This window comes from Mycobacterium sp. 2YAF39, from assembly GCF_052114565.1.
Lineage (GTDB): Bacteria > Actinomycetota > Actinomycetes > Mycobacteriales > Mycobacteriaceae > Mycobacterium.
Genome location: NZ_JBFREZ010000005.1, coordinates 347,379 through 361,080, shown reverse-complemented (window position 1 = coordinate 361,080; position 13,702 = coordinate 347,379). Strand labels below are relative to the sequence as shown.

At 60.9% G+C, this 13,702-nt stretch carries 18 protein-coding genes and 1 pseudogene; 6 read left to right on the top strand and 13 right to left on the bottom strand.

Translation table 11 applies throughout. The annotated features are described in order from the left end of the window. The first annotated feature begins 583 nt into the window (after positions 1-583). On the top strand, positions 584-1,039 hold the full coding sequence (locus AB4Z42_RS17155; protein WP_442010388.1) for a helix-turn-helix domain-containing protein: 456 nt from the start codon (positions 584-586) through the stop codon (positions 1,037-1,039). On the opposite strand, the gene AB4Z42_RS17150 is transcribed toward AB4Z42_RS17155, so the two are convergent. The 6 genes from AB4Z42_RS17150 to AB4Z42_RS17125 all read right to left on the bottom strand — a co-directional run bounded on the left by AB4Z42_RS17150 (position 1,034) and on the right by AB4Z42_RS17125 (position 5,000). Then, positions 1,034-1,681 carry a DUF7255 family protein gene (locus AB4Z42_RS17150; RefSeq protein WP_442010387.1) on the bottom strand — a complete coding sequence of 216 codons (648 nt, stop codon included), beginning with the start codon at positions 1,679-1,681 and terminating at the stop codon, positions 1,034-1,036. The two genes, AB4Z42_RS17155 and AB4Z42_RS17150, sit on opposite strands and share 6 nt — an antisense overlap. A gap of 118 nt (positions 1,682-1,799) precedes the next feature. Next, positions 1,800-3,317, bottom strand: coding sequence for a serine/threonine-protein kinase (locus tag AB4Z42_RS17145; RefSeq protein ID WP_442010386.1), 1,518 nt, complete (start codon positions 3,315-3,317; stop codon positions 1,800-1,802). 47 nt (positions 3,318-3,364) lie between these two features. Further along, positions 3,365-3,685: a DUF732 domain-containing protein gene (locus tag AB4Z42_RS17140; protein WP_442010385.1), complete on the bottom strand. Its 321-nt coding sequence runs from the start codon at positions 3,683-3,685 to the stop codon at positions 3,365-3,367. 128 nt (positions 3,686-3,813) lie between these two features. Further along, positions 3,814-4,158 (bottom strand): DUF732 domain-containing protein, encoded by a 345-nt coding sequence (locus AB4Z42_RS17135; RefSeq protein ID WP_442010384.1) that lies wholly within the window; start codon positions 4,156-4,158, stop codon positions 3,814-3,816. 18 nt (positions 4,159-4,176) lie between these two features. Continuing rightward, positions 4,177-4,614 carry a DUF2510 domain-containing protein gene (locus AB4Z42_RS17130; RefSeq protein ID WP_442010383.1) on the bottom strand — a complete coding sequence of 146 codons (438 nt, stop codon included), beginning with the start codon at positions 4,612-4,614 and terminating at the stop codon, positions 4,177-4,179. After that, positions 4,611-5,000: a DUF2510 domain-containing protein gene (locus AB4Z42_RS17125; protein WP_442010382.1), complete on the bottom strand. Its 390-nt coding sequence runs from the start codon at positions 4,998-5,000 to the stop codon at positions 4,611-4,613. The genes AB4Z42_RS17130 and AB4Z42_RS17125 overlap by 4 nt, the downstream gene beginning before the upstream one ends. Positions 5,001-5,117: 117 nt before the next feature. On the opposite strand from AB4Z42_RS17125, the gene AB4Z42_RS17120 reads away from it, so the two are divergent. Further along, complete coding sequence (locus AB4Z42_RS17120) at positions 5,118-5,336, top strand: helix-turn-helix domain-containing protein (RefSeq protein WP_442010381.1); 219 nt, start codon at positions 5,118-5,120, stop codon at positions 5,334-5,336. Positions 5,337-5,355: 19 nt separating this feature from the next. On the opposite strand, the gene AB4Z42_RS17115 is transcribed toward AB4Z42_RS17120, so the two are convergent. From AB4Z42_RS17115 to AB4Z42_RS17105, 3 genes are all read right to left on the bottom strand, one after another. After that, positions 5,356-5,583 carry a hypothetical protein gene (locus AB4Z42_RS17115; protein WP_442010380.1) on the bottom strand — a complete coding sequence of 76 codons (228 nt, stop codon included), beginning with the start codon at positions 5,581-5,583 and terminating at the stop codon, positions 5,356-5,358. 4 nt (positions 5,584-5,587) lie between these two features. After that, positions 5,588-5,785 carry a hypothetical protein gene (locus AB4Z42_RS17110; RefSeq protein WP_442010379.1) on the bottom strand — a complete coding sequence of 66 codons (198 nt, stop codon included), beginning with the start codon at positions 5,783-5,785 and terminating at the stop codon, positions 5,588-5,590. Positions 5,786-5,910: 125 nt separating this feature from the next. After that, a complete protein-coding gene (locus AB4Z42_RS17105; protein ID WP_442010378.1) occupies positions 5,911-6,663 on the bottom strand; it encodes a hypothetical protein in 753 nt (250 codons plus the stop codon). Positions 6,664-6,958: 295 nt separating this feature from the next. On the opposite strand from AB4Z42_RS17105, the gene AB4Z42_RS17100 reads away from it, so the two are divergent. Both AB4Z42_RS17100 and AB4Z42_RS17095 read left to right on the top strand, forming a co-directional pair. Continuing rightward, positions 6,959-7,231: a hypothetical protein gene (locus AB4Z42_RS17100; protein ID WP_442010377.1), complete on the top strand. Its 273-nt coding sequence runs from the start codon at positions 6,959-6,961 to the stop codon at positions 7,229-7,231. Then, complete coding sequence (locus AB4Z42_RS17095; protein WP_442010376.1) at positions 7,231-7,707, top strand: hypothetical protein; 477 nt, start codon at positions 7,231-7,233, stop codon at positions 7,705-7,707. The genes AB4Z42_RS17100 and AB4Z42_RS17095 overlap by 1 nt, the downstream gene beginning before the upstream one ends. A gap of 802 nt (positions 7,708-8,509) precedes the next feature. Here AB4Z42_RS17095 and AB4Z42_RS17090 read toward each other — a convergent pair. The 4 genes from AB4Z42_RS17090 to AB4Z42_RS17075 form a co-directional block, all read right to left on the bottom strand. Then, positions 8,510-9,913, bottom strand: a complete 1,404-nt coding sequence (locus AB4Z42_RS17090) for a hypothetical protein (protein WP_442010375.1) — start codon at positions 9,911-9,913, stop codon at positions 8,510-8,512. Further along, complete coding sequence (locus AB4Z42_RS17085; RefSeq protein ID WP_442010374.1) at positions 9,910-10,089, bottom strand: hypothetical protein; 180 nt, start codon at positions 10,087-10,089, stop codon at positions 9,910-9,912. The genes AB4Z42_RS17090 and AB4Z42_RS17085 overlap by 4 nt, the downstream gene beginning before the upstream one ends. Before the next feature lie 152 nt (positions 10,090-10,241). Next, positions 10,242-10,493 carry a hypothetical protein gene (locus tag AB4Z42_RS17080; protein WP_442010373.1) on the bottom strand — a complete coding sequence of 84 codons (252 nt, stop codon included), beginning with the start codon at positions 10,491-10,493 and terminating at the stop codon, positions 10,242-10,244. Between the two features lie 369 nt (positions 10,494-10,862). After that, entirely contained in the window at positions 10,863-12,311 is a 1,449-nt protein-coding gene (locus tag AB4Z42_RS17075) for a recombinase family protein (protein ID WP_442010372.1), read from the bottom strand. Between the two features lie 38 nt (positions 12,312-12,349). On the opposite strand from AB4Z42_RS17075, the pseudogene AB4Z42_RS17070 reads away from it, so the two are divergent. Continuing rightward, positions 12,350-12,844, top strand: a pseudogene (locus tag AB4Z42_RS17070) (Pr6Pr family membrane protein); the annotation flags it as partial. A gap of 112 nt (positions 12,845-12,956) precedes the next feature. Further along, positions 12,957-13,694: a L,D-transpeptidase gene (locus tag AB4Z42_RS17065; RefSeq protein ID WP_442010371.1), complete on the top strand. Its 738-nt coding sequence runs from the start codon at positions 12,957-12,959 to the stop codon at positions 13,692-13,694. Positions 13,695-13,702 lie beyond the last annotated feature (8 nt).

Sequence of the window (13,702 nt, the reverse complement as noted above, 5' to 3'; positions counted from 1 at the left end):
GATAACCTTCTATAAGGATTTCGCGACCGGCGCGAATGACGCTTCCCGTCACATGATGACTGTCGCATGGGGTGTTTACCTTTTATCAATCGCGTTGGGTTTATTTGTACTTCTCGCACTGGGTGGCGCACTAACCAGCGCAAAACCAGAGGAACGCAATCCGTCGAATAAGAACGCTAAAGGAGCCTCTCAACTTCAGCAGCTCTCCTTCCTCGGCGCACTCGTCCTCACGGTTGTGGCTGGCTGCCAAGCCGACTTGGGTCCTGCCCAAAGTCCTCCTCCGCCCCAGTGCTGCTGTTGTTCCGCCACCACAACTTCAGATGCTCCCCCTGGGCCAAGTCCGACAGGAGATACCGGAGCATCTACACCCGACAGCGCACCTACTACGGATACCGCGCATACGCCTGATACGGCACCCCGACCCGACCCGCCACCGGCACCTCCGCCTAGTCCGCCAGTCAGACCGTCGTCGTAAGGCTGGCATGGAAAAGAGATGCGCCAATGAAGCTTGCGTCAAATCTCCAATGTCAGAATGCCCGTACGCCATCAGTGCCTATCGAACATGCCGCCTCCTCTCGCAGTGTTGACGCAGTTGTTCCGCATCATGACTCGATGGCTCACGAGTAGTCAGGCCGCCGCTGAATTGGGTGTCAGTGTCCCCGAGATGTTCAGCGCTATGTACGGTGGCCGCCTGCGTGTGCGTGTCCGCAGGATGGGCGGTGACTCTTACATCACATCGTGCCGGATCTTGCGGTTCGACCGAGACTCACTGAACTGGTCGGGCTTGGATCTGGAACCGTTGACTGACGAGGAGTACAGCGCGATGGACGAGAAACTTCCGAGCTGGGTGACGATCAAGCAAGCTGCCGAGTACTACCAGATCAGTGAACGTACCGTGCGGAAGATGATCTCTATTGGGGACCTGAAAGCCAAACGTATTGGCCCCAAAACGATTCGCATTGAACGAGACTCGCTGGTGGAGTTGGGTGAATATGGACCTCGCCGACGTCACAAGGGTCGATACGACAATCGGCTATAGCAATGGATGATCCATGGCTTGCGGGACTGTTCGTCGTATCAGGAGGGCGTGTAGCTCGTCACGGTCCAGTGTGGCCTTGCCTTCGAGCGCCCTGCCAAGAAGCGCCCCGCCACCGACCTCGTCATAGACTGACAAGCGGGCGAGCCGGATGACGCCGCGGGCGGCGAGAATGTCTTTCATGGCGTCGTAGCAGGCGCGTTGCCGACCACGTGGAGCACCAGGCCCTTCAATATCGCCGAGCGGCCCAGCCGCTCCGAACATCTTCTCCGCTGAGGGATTGGTCCAGAACCCGATTCGGCGTTCAGCGGTGTAGACGCTTTCGTACTTCGCACATTGGGCTATGTAGTCGCAGCGCCACGGAAGGTCTTGCGCCCATTTCGGCTTTAGCGCCGTGGCACGATAGCGATGAAAGTGTTGGTGCTCGTCGAGTTCGACGAGTAATCCCTGAAGGGCGATGTCCCATTTTCCTGTTCGCAAGCGCGGGGTATCGAGTATCCCACCGAGTCTGTGGTACAAGTCGATGATGGGAATGCGCAGCGACGGCGGCAGGCTCTTGATGGTGGGAGACGGCGATGCGGTCCCAGTCGGTTGATAGCCCAGGTCACGAAGGATGATCTCCAGTCGGTCCTGTCGGATACCCATGTCTACGAAGCTACTTGGTGTCTAGCGCCGCTCTTCTTCTCAGATATTGTTCGATGACTCGCGGCTGAATACCTCCACGGCGACCAGTCAGTTAAACGTCGCTGCGACGGCCCTGAGCCTAAGCGCCGCATAGTCCCTCTGTGTCCCGGAAACCGGCACCTCGTGGGCATAGTGTCATGGGTTGGCCGGAGGGCGTGGTGATCGTCGCGTATCCGTCGGGCTGCAAAGTGAAGGTAAATGCTTCGCCGGGGTAGCGGTGCAGATGATAGTCAATCTCGCCGTGCGACTCCGACTGCATCGTCAAAACGATCATCGCCGTCGAAGACGTCATCGGTGACCACGTCGCTGACCACGAAGCGCCGTTGGCTACGCCCGACCACACCTTGTAGTACGCAGAGCCGTCGGGCACGAGAGTGACGGCCATGGAATGTTGGCCCCACTCGCCGAAAAAACCCGCTCGCGGTATCTCGGGCGTCGTCGTTGTCGTTGTAATCGGCTGGACTGTAGGCGGAGTCGAGGCCAATGTCGGCGGCGTCGCCGTTCCAGGTGGTGCCGTAGACGATGGGACGCTTGTGGACGTCGCGGCTGCTGAGTTGGATCGTTGGCGATCCCATGGGTGCCACGCCAAGGCGGCAGCGCCCAGCAACAGGAGTATGGCGGCGACACCGCTCAGGACAACCAATCCACGCCGAGATCCAGCCGCAGGTTTACCCGACGACTCGTCAGCGGTGGGGGGCGCGGACCCAGGTGGTCTCGGTGCCGCCCGCGTAGTGGCATTCGCGAACGCTGCGCTTCGTCCAACATCTTCATCGACTAATGCCTGCGCAAATGCGGAGCATGATACGAAGCGTTTGTGGGGGTCCTTGGCCAGTGCAAGCCGAAACACATCATCGAGGTCGGCGCAGTCGGGGCGACGCTCACTGAGCGCGGGTGGATTCGTATTGAGGTGCCTGCTGATAACAACAGCCGGATTGGAGTTCGGGAACAGCTGCAGGCCGGTCAATAGGTGGTATCCGGTGGCAGCTAGAGCGTATTGGTCTGCCCGCCCATCCATCTGCTCACCCATGAGCTGTTCTGGAGCGGCGTAAGCGACTGTGCCAATGGTCATGTTCGTCGTCGTTATGCCGCTGATGTCGTCAAGCGGTCGGGCGATACCGAAGTCGGCGAGGTAGACACTTGGTTCCTCGCCTTCGGCGTCGGCGACGATGATGTTGGCGGGCTTGACGTCTCGGTGCAGGAGGCCTCTCTTGTGGGCATAATCCAATGCGCTGGCGACAGCGGTGATGATTGACAGAGCGATCTCAAACGGCATGCCCGCCGGGTATCGCTGCTGCATCAGCTGAGCCGCATCGGTGCCGTCGATATGGTCCATGGTGATCCACAGGTGACCTTCATGTTCACCTCGGTCATGCACGCCGACTATGTGGGGATGACGCAGTCCCGCCGCGAGATCAGCCTCGCGGATAAACCTTTCCCGGAACGACGCATCACTCGACAGGTCCGAGCGGAGGACCTTTAGCGCCTCCTGGCGGGGCAGACGGGGATGCTGCACCACATAGACGTCGCCCATTCCTCCCGACCCCAACAGCCGCAGGACCCGGTATCCGGCGAAAGAGTCCCCAATCCTCAGCGGCATGGGCGCATGCGTTTCACTACTTCTCGACCCTCAGCGTTTCAGACCCTTCAGCAGAGGTAAGAGGTGGCAGCGTCGAAGATCACCCCTGCGTCACTGGGGGACAACAGCATCCCGTCGCTGTGGTCAAGGTCGTCAACGATGCTGTACCGAGATCGCCCCTGTTGAACCTCCTGGCACACCCAGTTCCCGGTGAATAAGGCGGAATCGCCGTCGGTGAACTGGTATTTCGGGTCACCGCTAGGAACAATCAGCTCAGCCCGTTCGAGCGCTCCGACATAGCCAGAAGCGTCGTTTTGGGCAGCCGCCGCACCGGCGTGGCTAACAGCCATCACTGCAACGACGCCCCCCGCACTCAATGCTGCCGTCACACCTCGAATAGCCTTCATGGCTAGTAAGACCCCCTGCAATTGCTGGTTCCCCCGACCCGTCGGAAGTGTACACAGCAAACTTTCAAGATCGCCATGCTGACTCGGTCGTCCGTGTCCGCTACGAAGGGCTACGGCAACCTGTCGGGGCAGTACGCAAGCACTGCTGCGCTCATGGCAAGACCCACAGCGTTGGGGTTTGTGCGGTTAATCTCCGGATGGCGCTGTGCTAATTCCTGCTGCGCGTCGTAAAGTCCAACGCCTTGCGTTGGCGAATCGCATGCGATGTTGGCGATGTCGGAAGCAGTGTCGCCGTCTACTGTGATGCCGTATTTACTCTCCAAGATTTGGGCGAACGAGTCGTCCTCGTTGTTGGCGTGGGCTGGTGCGCGTGAGCCTTCGTTGTGGGCGCAAGCGGCGACCAAAAAGGTTGACAATGCCAGCAATACGGCGAGGTAGCGGGCGGATCTCGTCATTTGGCTTACACCTGTCGATCAGTACGTCGGCGGCAACGGTGGCGGCGGCGGGCTGGGATTATTCCAGTTGGTCTGAACCCACTGGTTGTGCAGCCGTAGATAATTGTTGTACTGCTCATGCCGACGCTGTGCCTTGAACTGTGCGTCGCCGAGATCCCAATCGCGTGCGAACGACGCACGCCGGGCTTGACCGTTCCCCGATGCGGCTGCGGCAGCGGCGATGACCCCCAGCGCCATCCCTCCGAGGAATGCCCAGTCCGGCTTCTTCTTCGGTATGAACGGCGGTTCACTCGCAGAGCGCCGGTGACCGGTCCACTTCGAACCGTCCCAGAACATCCGGCTGTCCGAGTCGTTGGCATCGGGATACCAGGCCTGTCCCGTCCATCGGCTTCCGTCCCAATACAAGTCGGTCGCCGGATCGTCGTGGGGCGGATACCAGCCAGGTGGTGTCGTCACGCGAGGACGCCCGGCGGAACTGGTGGCAGCAGAGCACCGGTCACGGCACTCCCGAATCTCTTCTCGTAATCCACGCAAAGCTCGACCGCGTGGTCCTTGTCCGAACCGCGATACCCCTCTTGAGAGGCCTGCCTCTCGCATTCACTGCGTACCGACATCTGGTTGGCGCAGGTGACGGCTCCAAACAGCAGCAGTCCGGCCACCACAACGGCCCCGACGACCAGCAAGGCCTTGTGCTCGGTCGATTGTCTTTGCCACCAGGCGATCTGGGCAGCACCGAATCTAGGTGGCGCGTACGCGCTCCAGCTGCCGCCATCCCAGTACCGCCGTCCACCGGAGCCGCTGGGATCGGGATACCAGCCCTGCGGTCCGACGGGTCCGGTCATCATTTCTCCCCGTTCGTGCTTGGCCGAGCGTCACTCCCAGCAAACCTAAACCAGCTCGTACGCTACTTATAAGTCTGTAGACCTTCAAGTAGCGCCGGGGCAGCGTCAATTCCCGACATGGAGGGCCAGCTACAGCGGATCGTGGGAATGAATCTGCGCCGTCACCGCCTGGAGCAGGGCTACAGCCAGGAAAGTTTCGCCGAACTCATGGGTGTTCACCGCACCTATTTCAGTTCAGTCGAACGCGGCGAACGTAACCTCACACTGCAGACCCTGGAGAGGATCGCCGCCTTCCTCGGTGTCGACCCTCGAACGCTCCTCGACGACCAGCACTGAACTGACGCGCGCTTCCGATTCACTCATATAGATCAGCGACTTCGACACGACCGTCCGCCTCAACCTCGTCCCGGCGCTTTTGCTCCCGCAGGTGCAAGTACTTCTGCCCGATCCGCTCCTGGCCTTGCGCACTGTCGGCGGCGGCGTTCAGCCGACGGTGGCGCTCGATGTCGACAGGGTCCAGGGTGGCCGGATAGAAGCCCAACTCGGCGGCCAACTCGGCCCTGTCCTCGTCTGTGCTGGCCATCGGGTCACTCCTCCTCGTCAGGATCGACGACCTCTATGGTCCCGGTCTGGACGGACTCGGTTAGGTAGTCGTCGAAGCCGAACCTGCCGTCGCGCCAGGTCTCCGGCGGCAGATCTGCGACGTCAGCCTCGGTCACTGCGCGAAGCTCGTCATGCGTGTAGATCTCATTGCCCACGCGGTAGCGGGAGCCATCATCGGCCATGTCACTCCTTGAGACCAAGCACTGCTTGTGCCCGGCACCGGTTGGCGCTGAGCCAGTCCGTCATGCGGGCCACCACCTTGAACTTAGGTGGAAGGACACAATGACTGTGCCTTGGTCAACATCTCTCACTGTCGATGAATTTCGGCGTCCCTGGACGAGTTCCGGTCGCCAAGGTCGTCATCGAAGTCAGCCTCAGCGCCGGGATCGAGGGCATGGGCGTGGTCGTTCGTGTCGTAGAAGTCGATGACGTCATCGCCACGTACCGGGTCGGTCGGCACATCAAGCGCCTGCAGAATGTCGGCCCACATCTCCTGTGGCACCGTGGAGCGCACCGCGTCAACGATTTTGTTGAGCTGCACCCTGATCTGCAGCAAGTTGGGTTGTTCGACGCGGGCATCGAGGATGGACTGAAGTCTGCTTGCGGCGAGGATACCGGTATGCACATCAACGGAAGTATCCGAGTCCACAAGAGCCGCATAGCTTTTGGCCATGACCGTCTCAAGGAAGGCCATTGGCGTGATCGCCGTCGCGACACCCTCGATGAAGTCCACCTGGTTTTCCCGAGCACGGCGTTCGAGGATCTCTCGGTAGGTGGCCCTGGCGAAGTTCTGCACAGGAAAGTGCCGTCCGCAGTGGTTTCGCACCGAATCGACAGTGACCTGATCACAGCGGTCGAGCTTGGCGTTGTCGCCGTCGAGAGCGCGCACGACCATGGCGTAACTGGCTCCGGTTGCCAGCAGGTTGTTGACCTTCTGGCGGACAATGTCGTTGCGACAGATTCGGCAGCGTGGTTCTAGGTGAAAGCTGTTGGTGGAGATCAACGCCGTCGACATGACGGTCTCGTCGACACGGTCGAGGACTGCCTCGGGTAGGGACATGGCTTCTCCTGCTCGCGCTTGTATCCAGTGATGCCTCACTACTTAGAGACCGAGAGGCACTGCATCACAGGGCCTCATGCGTTGTTTCGGGGCTTCTCCGGTACTTGGGGGTATTTCGTGATCTCCTCCGGTCAACCTGGTGACTTCGACGATGGGCTGCATGCCAAGCTCGTCGAGGTGGCGACGAAGTAGCCGAGCGGATGTGTGCGTGTAAAGGTTTCGCCACCACGGCGAGTAACCACATGGATGTGGCAATCGATGGAGTGGGCTGGGTCTTGTCACTTACGGTTGATCTATGGCTCTCGACTGGTTCCTGCTGGGCACAACCCACTCCATCGTCGAGAAGGGAGACACGCAGGACCACCACATCGATGGCACGGGTGCGTATGCCAATCCGGGATCGTCAGAGGACTGCTACGAGATCTGGCCTGTCGATCCGAAGGGGACAGGGGCTGACGGGTGGAGGCTGAGCCTGGACACCGAGGCTGACCCAAACAAGGAGATCGGGATCTTCCGCACCATCGACGAGGCCAAGCAGGCAGCTCAGGATCACGTCGAGAGGTCGTGATGGAGCTACCGGACCAGCCCTATCTAGCAAGAATAGGCATGGTGGTGTTCCTGGTGGCGGACCTGGAATCTGTGCTGAAGGGCGATTTGGTCCGGTTTCAGCCTGTGCTGCCAACTGAGTTGGACTTCGATGCGCAATTCCCGAAGCTCACCGGTAAGACCACAACGAAGCTGGGCGAGTGGCTCATCGACCTCGCTCCGAAAATTGGAGACGCTGAGGTTGGTGGCTACTTCCGCCGAGGCGATGAGGCTTTGCTTGAGATAGCACCAAAGCGCAATGCGATGCTGCACTCATGGATTGGTGTTGACGGTGAAGACCCCCGGGAACGAGTACGGCTATTGAGGTGGCGTATCAACGAGACCGAATATGAAGCACCGCACATGGTTTCGGATGAGTGGCTTGATGAACTCATCACCCAGATCAGGACGTTGCGCAAGGCCCTGGTCTCTTCTCGGCCACCACTACCAGCTCGTTAGCGAGCGCGAGCCTTGCCACGCAATGCGTCCTGTGTGGTCTTCTGCGTGTGGTGTCCATTCGTTCCACAACAAAGGGATTGAAGATCGCCGCCACTCGTATCGAGCACCACCCTCGGCGAGAGGGGTGATGTGCTCGACATCAGTGGCTGGCCGTCGACACCCATCGTGTTCACAAATGGGGATACATCGATAGGTATGCGTCCCTTAGCTTTTGCCACCAGCTGACTCTTCTCGGCCAGCTTCCTGCACCGGCGACAGACCCGAGGTGGAGCCGCGAGCATCAGCGTCCTGCTCTGGCCCCGTGTCGGCCTTCCTGACGACCAGCTTGGCGTCCAGGAGGTTGATCCATCTCCGTGGCCCAGAACTCCGTCAGAACGTCGTCCTGGCGGTCCTGGGCACCCTTGAGGTTGAGCTGAGCCTTGTGCAGGCGCTCATTGATGACCGGAGCTTCGGTGGGTCCGTGCGGGGTTACGGGCATTCTCCGGCGTGCTCAAGGTGGCATTCCCCGCAGATGTTGGGCACCGTCGACATCCTGCGGACCGTGACGGTGTGTGGTCTCCCGCTCTCCAGAACCTCCGCTGGCCGTCGGCACCGGAGGTGGACGTATCCGTGGTGATCACGGACCCGGTGTATCTCCTGGCCGACCGCTATCGGCTTCTCGCACCGTGGACACCGTCCGGGGTAACAGGCGCGGATGCAGCCAGGGCTGATGATGTTCGGCTGCTTGCCCGGCTCTCTCCACGCCAATGCGATCAGTTGACTGTCGCTCAGCTCCTTGGTGCGCCCCTTGTGGTGCCTGGGCCTACCCATCAGGTGCCCTCCTGCCGGTATCCACATCCTCCGGAGGTCTCTCACCGTCCAGGACCGCCAGACCGACCCCGCAGTGCGTGCTACTGCTTCCCATAGAGGTCTTCACAAGGACTCGTTCTCCCTGGTTATCAAGGTGTTTCACCATGTGGATATAGGAAGAGGAGGTGGAAGCCTTCCCTTGCTCTGATGGGGTAGGGGAAGGGCTGGTCAGGGAAGGGTGAGCTAGAGCTAGAGCATCAGCCATAAGGGACCGCAGCAGAGGAGCATCGCTCACCGGCACGATGAAGGAGTCATGCACCACCAGCGGGCACCGACCGGTCTTCTCGATCATCGTCAGCATGATCTTCACCGCGATATCGGAGTCGATACGCATCAGCTGAGCGCCAACACCGGTACCGAAGAACTCCCTCACCCGGTAATGCTTGCGCTTGATGGCGGCGATCAGCCTCTCCACCGCAGCCTTGATCTCCCACTTGGGAAGCTTGCACAGCCCGTTCTCGTCGGCCAACTCCTCGTCCTTCTCCAGGATGTGGGTGATCGCGTTGACCTCGGTACCGTCGGCGTTCAGGGACACCAGGGTGGCCTTCTTGGCCAGCTTGCGGCTGAACCCATCGACCTCATACAGGTCGCCGGTGGGCATCGACCGGCCAGCACGCTGATACACCAGCCGCATGTGCAAGGAGTCGAAGTCCTCCTCGACCATGGGCACCACGTCGCCGTCGACCACCATGGTGATGTTTGCTCGTTTGGCCGGAGACATTTGCTGGTAGCTGCTGCCCTGGCAGTACAGGCGTCCACCCCGACGGAAGTTCTGGTTGAAGATTCTCGCGGCTGGAGGGATATACATCTGGACACCGTCGAGGAGGTACTGCTGATCGGTCAGGTGGGCGTTGATGGTCTTCATGTCGATGCGCATCTGACGGATCGCGGCGGTGTCCGTGAAGCCGACGTTCTTGCCGTTCTTGTCCCGGAGAACAATCTCGTCCTTGAGGATTGCGCCCTGGCGCTTGGTGAGGTCCACCAGCCAGCCGATGCGCTCCATCAGCTTCGGGGTGGCCTCCAGGATCGACTGCTTCTTGAAGTCCCACAGCCCCTTATGGCCCTTCGCGTAGCCGAGGGCCATGAGCTGGCCGACGGCGGGGATTACCTTGCGGTAGGTCATCATCGGGTCGGCTTCATAGGTCTCGAAGTAGGAGTAGTTGCGCTGGGATCGCGAATACCGCAGCGGCATGCCGGTGGTGAGCTTCTCGGCCACCAGGGAGCAGGCGATGAAGGCCTCCGGCAGCGAAACGTCAATCTTGGCGGCCACGACCGCGACCATGTCGGTGCTCCAGCCGTTACGCAGCGGGTTGTGCCGACCCTTGAAGGGTTCGTAGAGATCGAGGATGTTCTTCATCGCTGCCACCCCTTGACGGTCTCGGCGACGTCCTCCAAGACGCGCAGCAAGGCGTCCTGGCGGATCTCGACCGTCTGCCGGTACAGCTGCTCGCCGATCTCGGCCTGACGGTCCAGGATTGCCCGGCGTTCCGGTGGGGTGCGGTACTTCTTCTTTAGCTTGCTGGGGCGTAGCATTGGAGTTGCCTTTCTAGTGAAGGTGGTTCTTCTTCTGGGTGGAGAGGACGTCGAGGCCCCTGGTCCTGCCGGGGGCCTCGTTCATTCCTGGGCGACCTCTCGCGCAGGACAGGTCACATGGATCGGTTCGGTCACCAGGTGGACCAGGTGCATCACGCGGCCCCCTTGTCAGGAGTGACGGACGCCCCACCATCGGCAGCGACAGAGAGCAGGCCGATGATGCGCTGACGTACCCCTGGAGTGATCGGGGGTGCCTTGGCGAGCGCACGCTCGACGGCGGCGATGAACTTCTCCTCACCCATCTGGGTGCGGGCAAGAGCCAGCTCAGGATCGGCGGCGTCCCTGAAGCGCGTGAGCGCCCCTACGCGGGCACGGCGCGTGGCGACATTGGTGGTGCTGGGCACGAGGTAAGGCCTCCGGAGAAAACACGGACAAGGGACACAGGCGAATTTGAGTGAGCTTGAAGTGAGCTTGAAAGAGTCGCTGTGTCGGCCACTTGAATCACGCCACGCGGTACCGACCGGCACGGAGCTGGCCCACGTGATCTGGTACGCCTCACGGCGATCCAGTCATGACTTTAGTCGAATCATGCCTCGGAGCGCAAGCACTAATTTCCGAGATGCCTTGCGGCAGTGTCCATTTCGTTCTAGTCGGTGTTACTTCTTCAACACCTTATTTGGTGTTCCCTATAGGGTGAAGAACGACAAAAACACGCCCTGAGCTGGTGTGATCCAGAAGGGCGTGTTTATGGGCGCTACAGGAACCTTGTTTACCTATGTTGAGACTTCTATAGGTTGAAACTTCCACCGGAAGTCGATCAGATCACCGTCGAACCGGGTTCCGCGTGGTGCCGGATTGACCACCACGTCCACGACCTGGGTGATGATCTTGCCCCGGATGTCCGGGGAGGCCGCTATCCATCTCTTCGCGAGGAGTTCGTCATCGGCCAGGACCTCTGGGTCCTCGCCGTCCTCCAGGAGCAAGGTGGCGGGGCTGGTCTGTACCGCCGTGGCCATCTGTGCGTTCAAGGCTTCGATCTCGGCGGTGAGGATCGCGGCCTCATGCTCGACAGCAGCCATGTCCAGGATGCCCTTGCGGAGCAGGGTGGCCAGCTGGTCTTTTCTGGCCTGGAGAGCGTCACGCTGGGTGCGCAGCTCGCCGACATCGATCTGGTCCTCGGCTTGGCGTAGATCTGTGCCGATGCCGATGTCCACGAGGTGATCGAAGACGACCTCCTCGACGAACCGGTCAAGCTCGCCAGCGTTCCGAGCCAGATGAACATCAGGACGGCAGACGTAGACCATGGATCTGCCCTTGCCGTGGGGCCAGCTGCTGGACAGCTTGCGGCCACAGATGTCGTCAGGGGCCTCTGGTCTTCGGAAGCCACAGATGTAGAGACCGGACCCAAGATGCTTCCTATCGAAGCTCACCGAGACTCGTCGGGAAGGGTCCGTCAGATAGGCGCAGAGACCGCGCCAGGTGGCCTCGTCGAGGATCGGGTCCCACTTGCCGGGGGCCACGATCTGGTCCTGATGCACACTGAGCGCAGCGATCCTGGGTGTCATCAAAGCTCGACGAAGCTTGAGGTTGGTCCACGGCGTGCCGTTGACGGTCCGGTGGCCACCCTCGTTCATCTCACGAGCGATGGACGACAAGGATCTTCCGGCCAAGATGGCCTTGGCGGCACGGCGGAGGAGGGTGGCTTCCTGCTCCAGGGGTTCACCCTGACGGTCATATCCATAGCACCGGATGCCAGTGGAATACCACGTGCCCTCCAGCGCCCGCTTCCTGTTGGCTTCCCTGCGGCGCTCGCCGTGGTGCTCACTTTCCTGGCGAGCCACACTGCCCAGGATTCTGGCGTTCATCCGACCGGCTGATGTCGACAGGTTCAGATCACCGGAGTTGACCGACTCGATCTTCACGTTGCCCGCCTCGGCGGCGTCGATGATGCGCTCCAGATCCCTCATGCTTCGGTGGAGTCGGTCCATGTGCCAGATCACCAGGACTTCGAACTCACCCTTGGCCATCGCCGTGAGGAGCTTCTCGAAGTCGGGGCGAGTCTTGCCGCTGTACGCAGATATGTCGTTGTCGGAGAACACCGTGGCGGCGGTGTAGCCGTGGCGGTCGGCAAATTCCCGGCAAGATCCGAGCTGGCGCTCGACTCCGGCAGACTCGCCGGTCTTGTCTTTGCTGATGCGGGTATAGATGGCTGCTCGTGGCATATGAGCACTCTAGACCAGACAGTGATGAATAAACTACAGTCTTCACCTTCACCTATCAGGCCAACATCCTCGCCGCGGCGTATTACCTGTGGACACTCGTGTCGCCCCGCGCCGATGCGCGGGTGGGCCTGCGCGGAGCGGTCGTGCTGTACGTCGTGATCGCAGGCGTCATCTGGAACTTGCTGTTGACGGGCCACAGCATGGGCTACACGGCCGCGAACGTCCTGTTGCACGTGGTCGTACCCGTCCTTGCGCTGAGCGACTGGCTCCTCGTCGGGCGTGGGCGGGGCCAGGTCCATTGGTGGTATCCGCTGGCCTGGCTGATTTATCCCGCCTTGTATGTCGTGCTGGCCGTGGTGGCTCTCAACACGGCCGGCCGGCGGGCGCCGTATTACTTTCTGGATCCCGACAGCGTCGGAGTGGGCACGGTGGCGCTGAATGTTTGTGTGCTGGGATGCTGCGTGATCGCCGCCGGCTACGCGTTGCTGGCAGTCAACAGGCTCGCGACGCCGCCGCGAATCGACGCCGTGTGAAACGTTCTGAACGGCGGATTCGATCATTGATGGTGATGATTCGACGACATGCGGAGACTCGTGGAACTTGCGGCTACGCGGTCCACTCCGCCCGACGAACTAGGATGAAAGTGTGCTGAAATTGCGATTTGTTGCCGTGGTGGGCATGCTGGTGGCCGCCCTCTCAGGGTCCGTAGCGACCAGTACCGCCGGTGTCGCCGTTCCGACGGACGTGGTGAGCATTTCGCCTTCCGGCGTGACGGTTGGCGTGGCGCATCCGATCACGGTGACCTTCGCGGGGAAGATTCCCGACCGCACGGCTGTGGAGCGCAGCGTCGAAATCACCTCACCGAAGACGCCCGCCGGGAACTTCACCTGGCTCAGCGACAACGTCCTCCAATGGAGTCCGACCGAGTTCTGGCCTGCGCACTCGGACATCTCGGTGTCTGTCGGCGGGGCGAAGACCAACTTCCAGAGCGGGGGAGCCACGGTCGGCGTCGCGAGCATCAGTAATCACACCTTCACCGTCAGCCAGGACGGCGAGGTCCTGCGGGAGATGCCTGCATCGATGGGTAAGTACGGCCACGCGACGCCGGTCGGAAACTTCACCGCCCTCGAGAAACAATCAACCGTGATCATGGATTCGCGCACCATCGGCATCCCGCTGGACGACCCGGAGGGCTACAAGCTCACCGTCTACGACGCGGTGCGCGTCACCTGGGGTGGTGTGTATGTGCACGGCGCCCCGTGGTCGGAGGGTTCACAGGGCTACGAGAACGTCAGCCACGGCTGCATCAATCTCAGCGCGGAGAACGCGGAGTGGTACTTCAACATGGTCCGGATCGGCGATCCGATCATCATCGAGGCCTAGCAACGCCG

What these genes read in the sequence shown, in the direction of transcription:
- AB4Z42_RS17150 (WP_442010387.1), bottom strand. Translation starts at nt 1,681, where the DNA reads ATGGGTATCCGACAGGACCGACTGGAGATCATCCTTCGTGACCTGGGC.
- AB4Z42_RS17145 (WP_442010386.1), bottom strand. Translation starts at nt 3,317, where the DNA reads ATGCCGCTGAGGATTGGGGACTCTTTCGCCGGATACCGGGTCCTGCGG.
- AB4Z42_RS17135 (WP_442010384.1), bottom strand. Translation starts at nt 4,158, where the DNA reads ATGACGAGATCCGCCCGCTACCTCGCCGTATTGCTGGCATTGTCAACC.
- AB4Z42_RS17125 (WP_442010382.1), bottom strand. Translation starts at nt 5,000, where the DNA reads ATGACCGGACCCGTCGGACCGCAGGGCTGGTATCCCGATCCCAGCGGC.
- AB4Z42_RS17120 (WP_442010381.1), top strand. Translation starts at nt 5,118, where the DNA reads ATGGAGGGCCAGCTACAGCGGATCGTGGGAATGAATCTGCGCCGTCAC.
- AB4Z42_RS17115 (WP_442010380.1), bottom strand. Translation starts at nt 5,583, where the DNA reads ATGGCCAGCACAGACGAGGACAGGGCCGAGTTGGCCGCCGAGTTGGGC.
- AB4Z42_RS17110 (WP_442010379.1), bottom strand. Translation starts at nt 5,785, where the DNA reads ATGGCCGATGATGGCTCCCGCTACCGCGTGGGCAATGAGATCTACACG.
- AB4Z42_RS17105 (WP_442010378.1), bottom strand. Translation starts at nt 6,663, where the DNA reads ATGTCCCTACCCGAGGCAGTCCTCGACCGTGTCGACGAGACCGTCATG.
- AB4Z42_RS17100 (WP_442010377.1), top strand. Translation starts at nt 6,959, where the DNA reads ATGGCTCTCGACTGGTTCCTGCTGGGCACAACCCACTCCATCGTCGAG.
- AB4Z42_RS17095 (WP_442010376.1), top strand. Translation starts at nt 7,231, where the DNA reads ATGGAGCTACCGGACCAGCCCTATCTAGCAAGAATAGGCATGGTGGTG.
- AB4Z42_RS17090 (WP_442010375.1), bottom strand. Translation starts at nt 9,913, where the DNA reads ATGAAGAACATCCTCGATCTCTACGAACCCTTCAAGGGTCGGCACAAC.
- AB4Z42_RS17085 (WP_442010374.1), bottom strand. Translation starts at nt 10,089, where the DNA reads ATGCTACGCCCCAGCAAGCTAAAGAAGAAGTACCGCACCCCACCGGAA.
- AB4Z42_RS17075 (WP_442010372.1), bottom strand. Translation starts at nt 12,311, where the DNA reads ATGCCACGAGCAGCCATCTATACCCGCATCAGCAAAGACAAGACCGGC.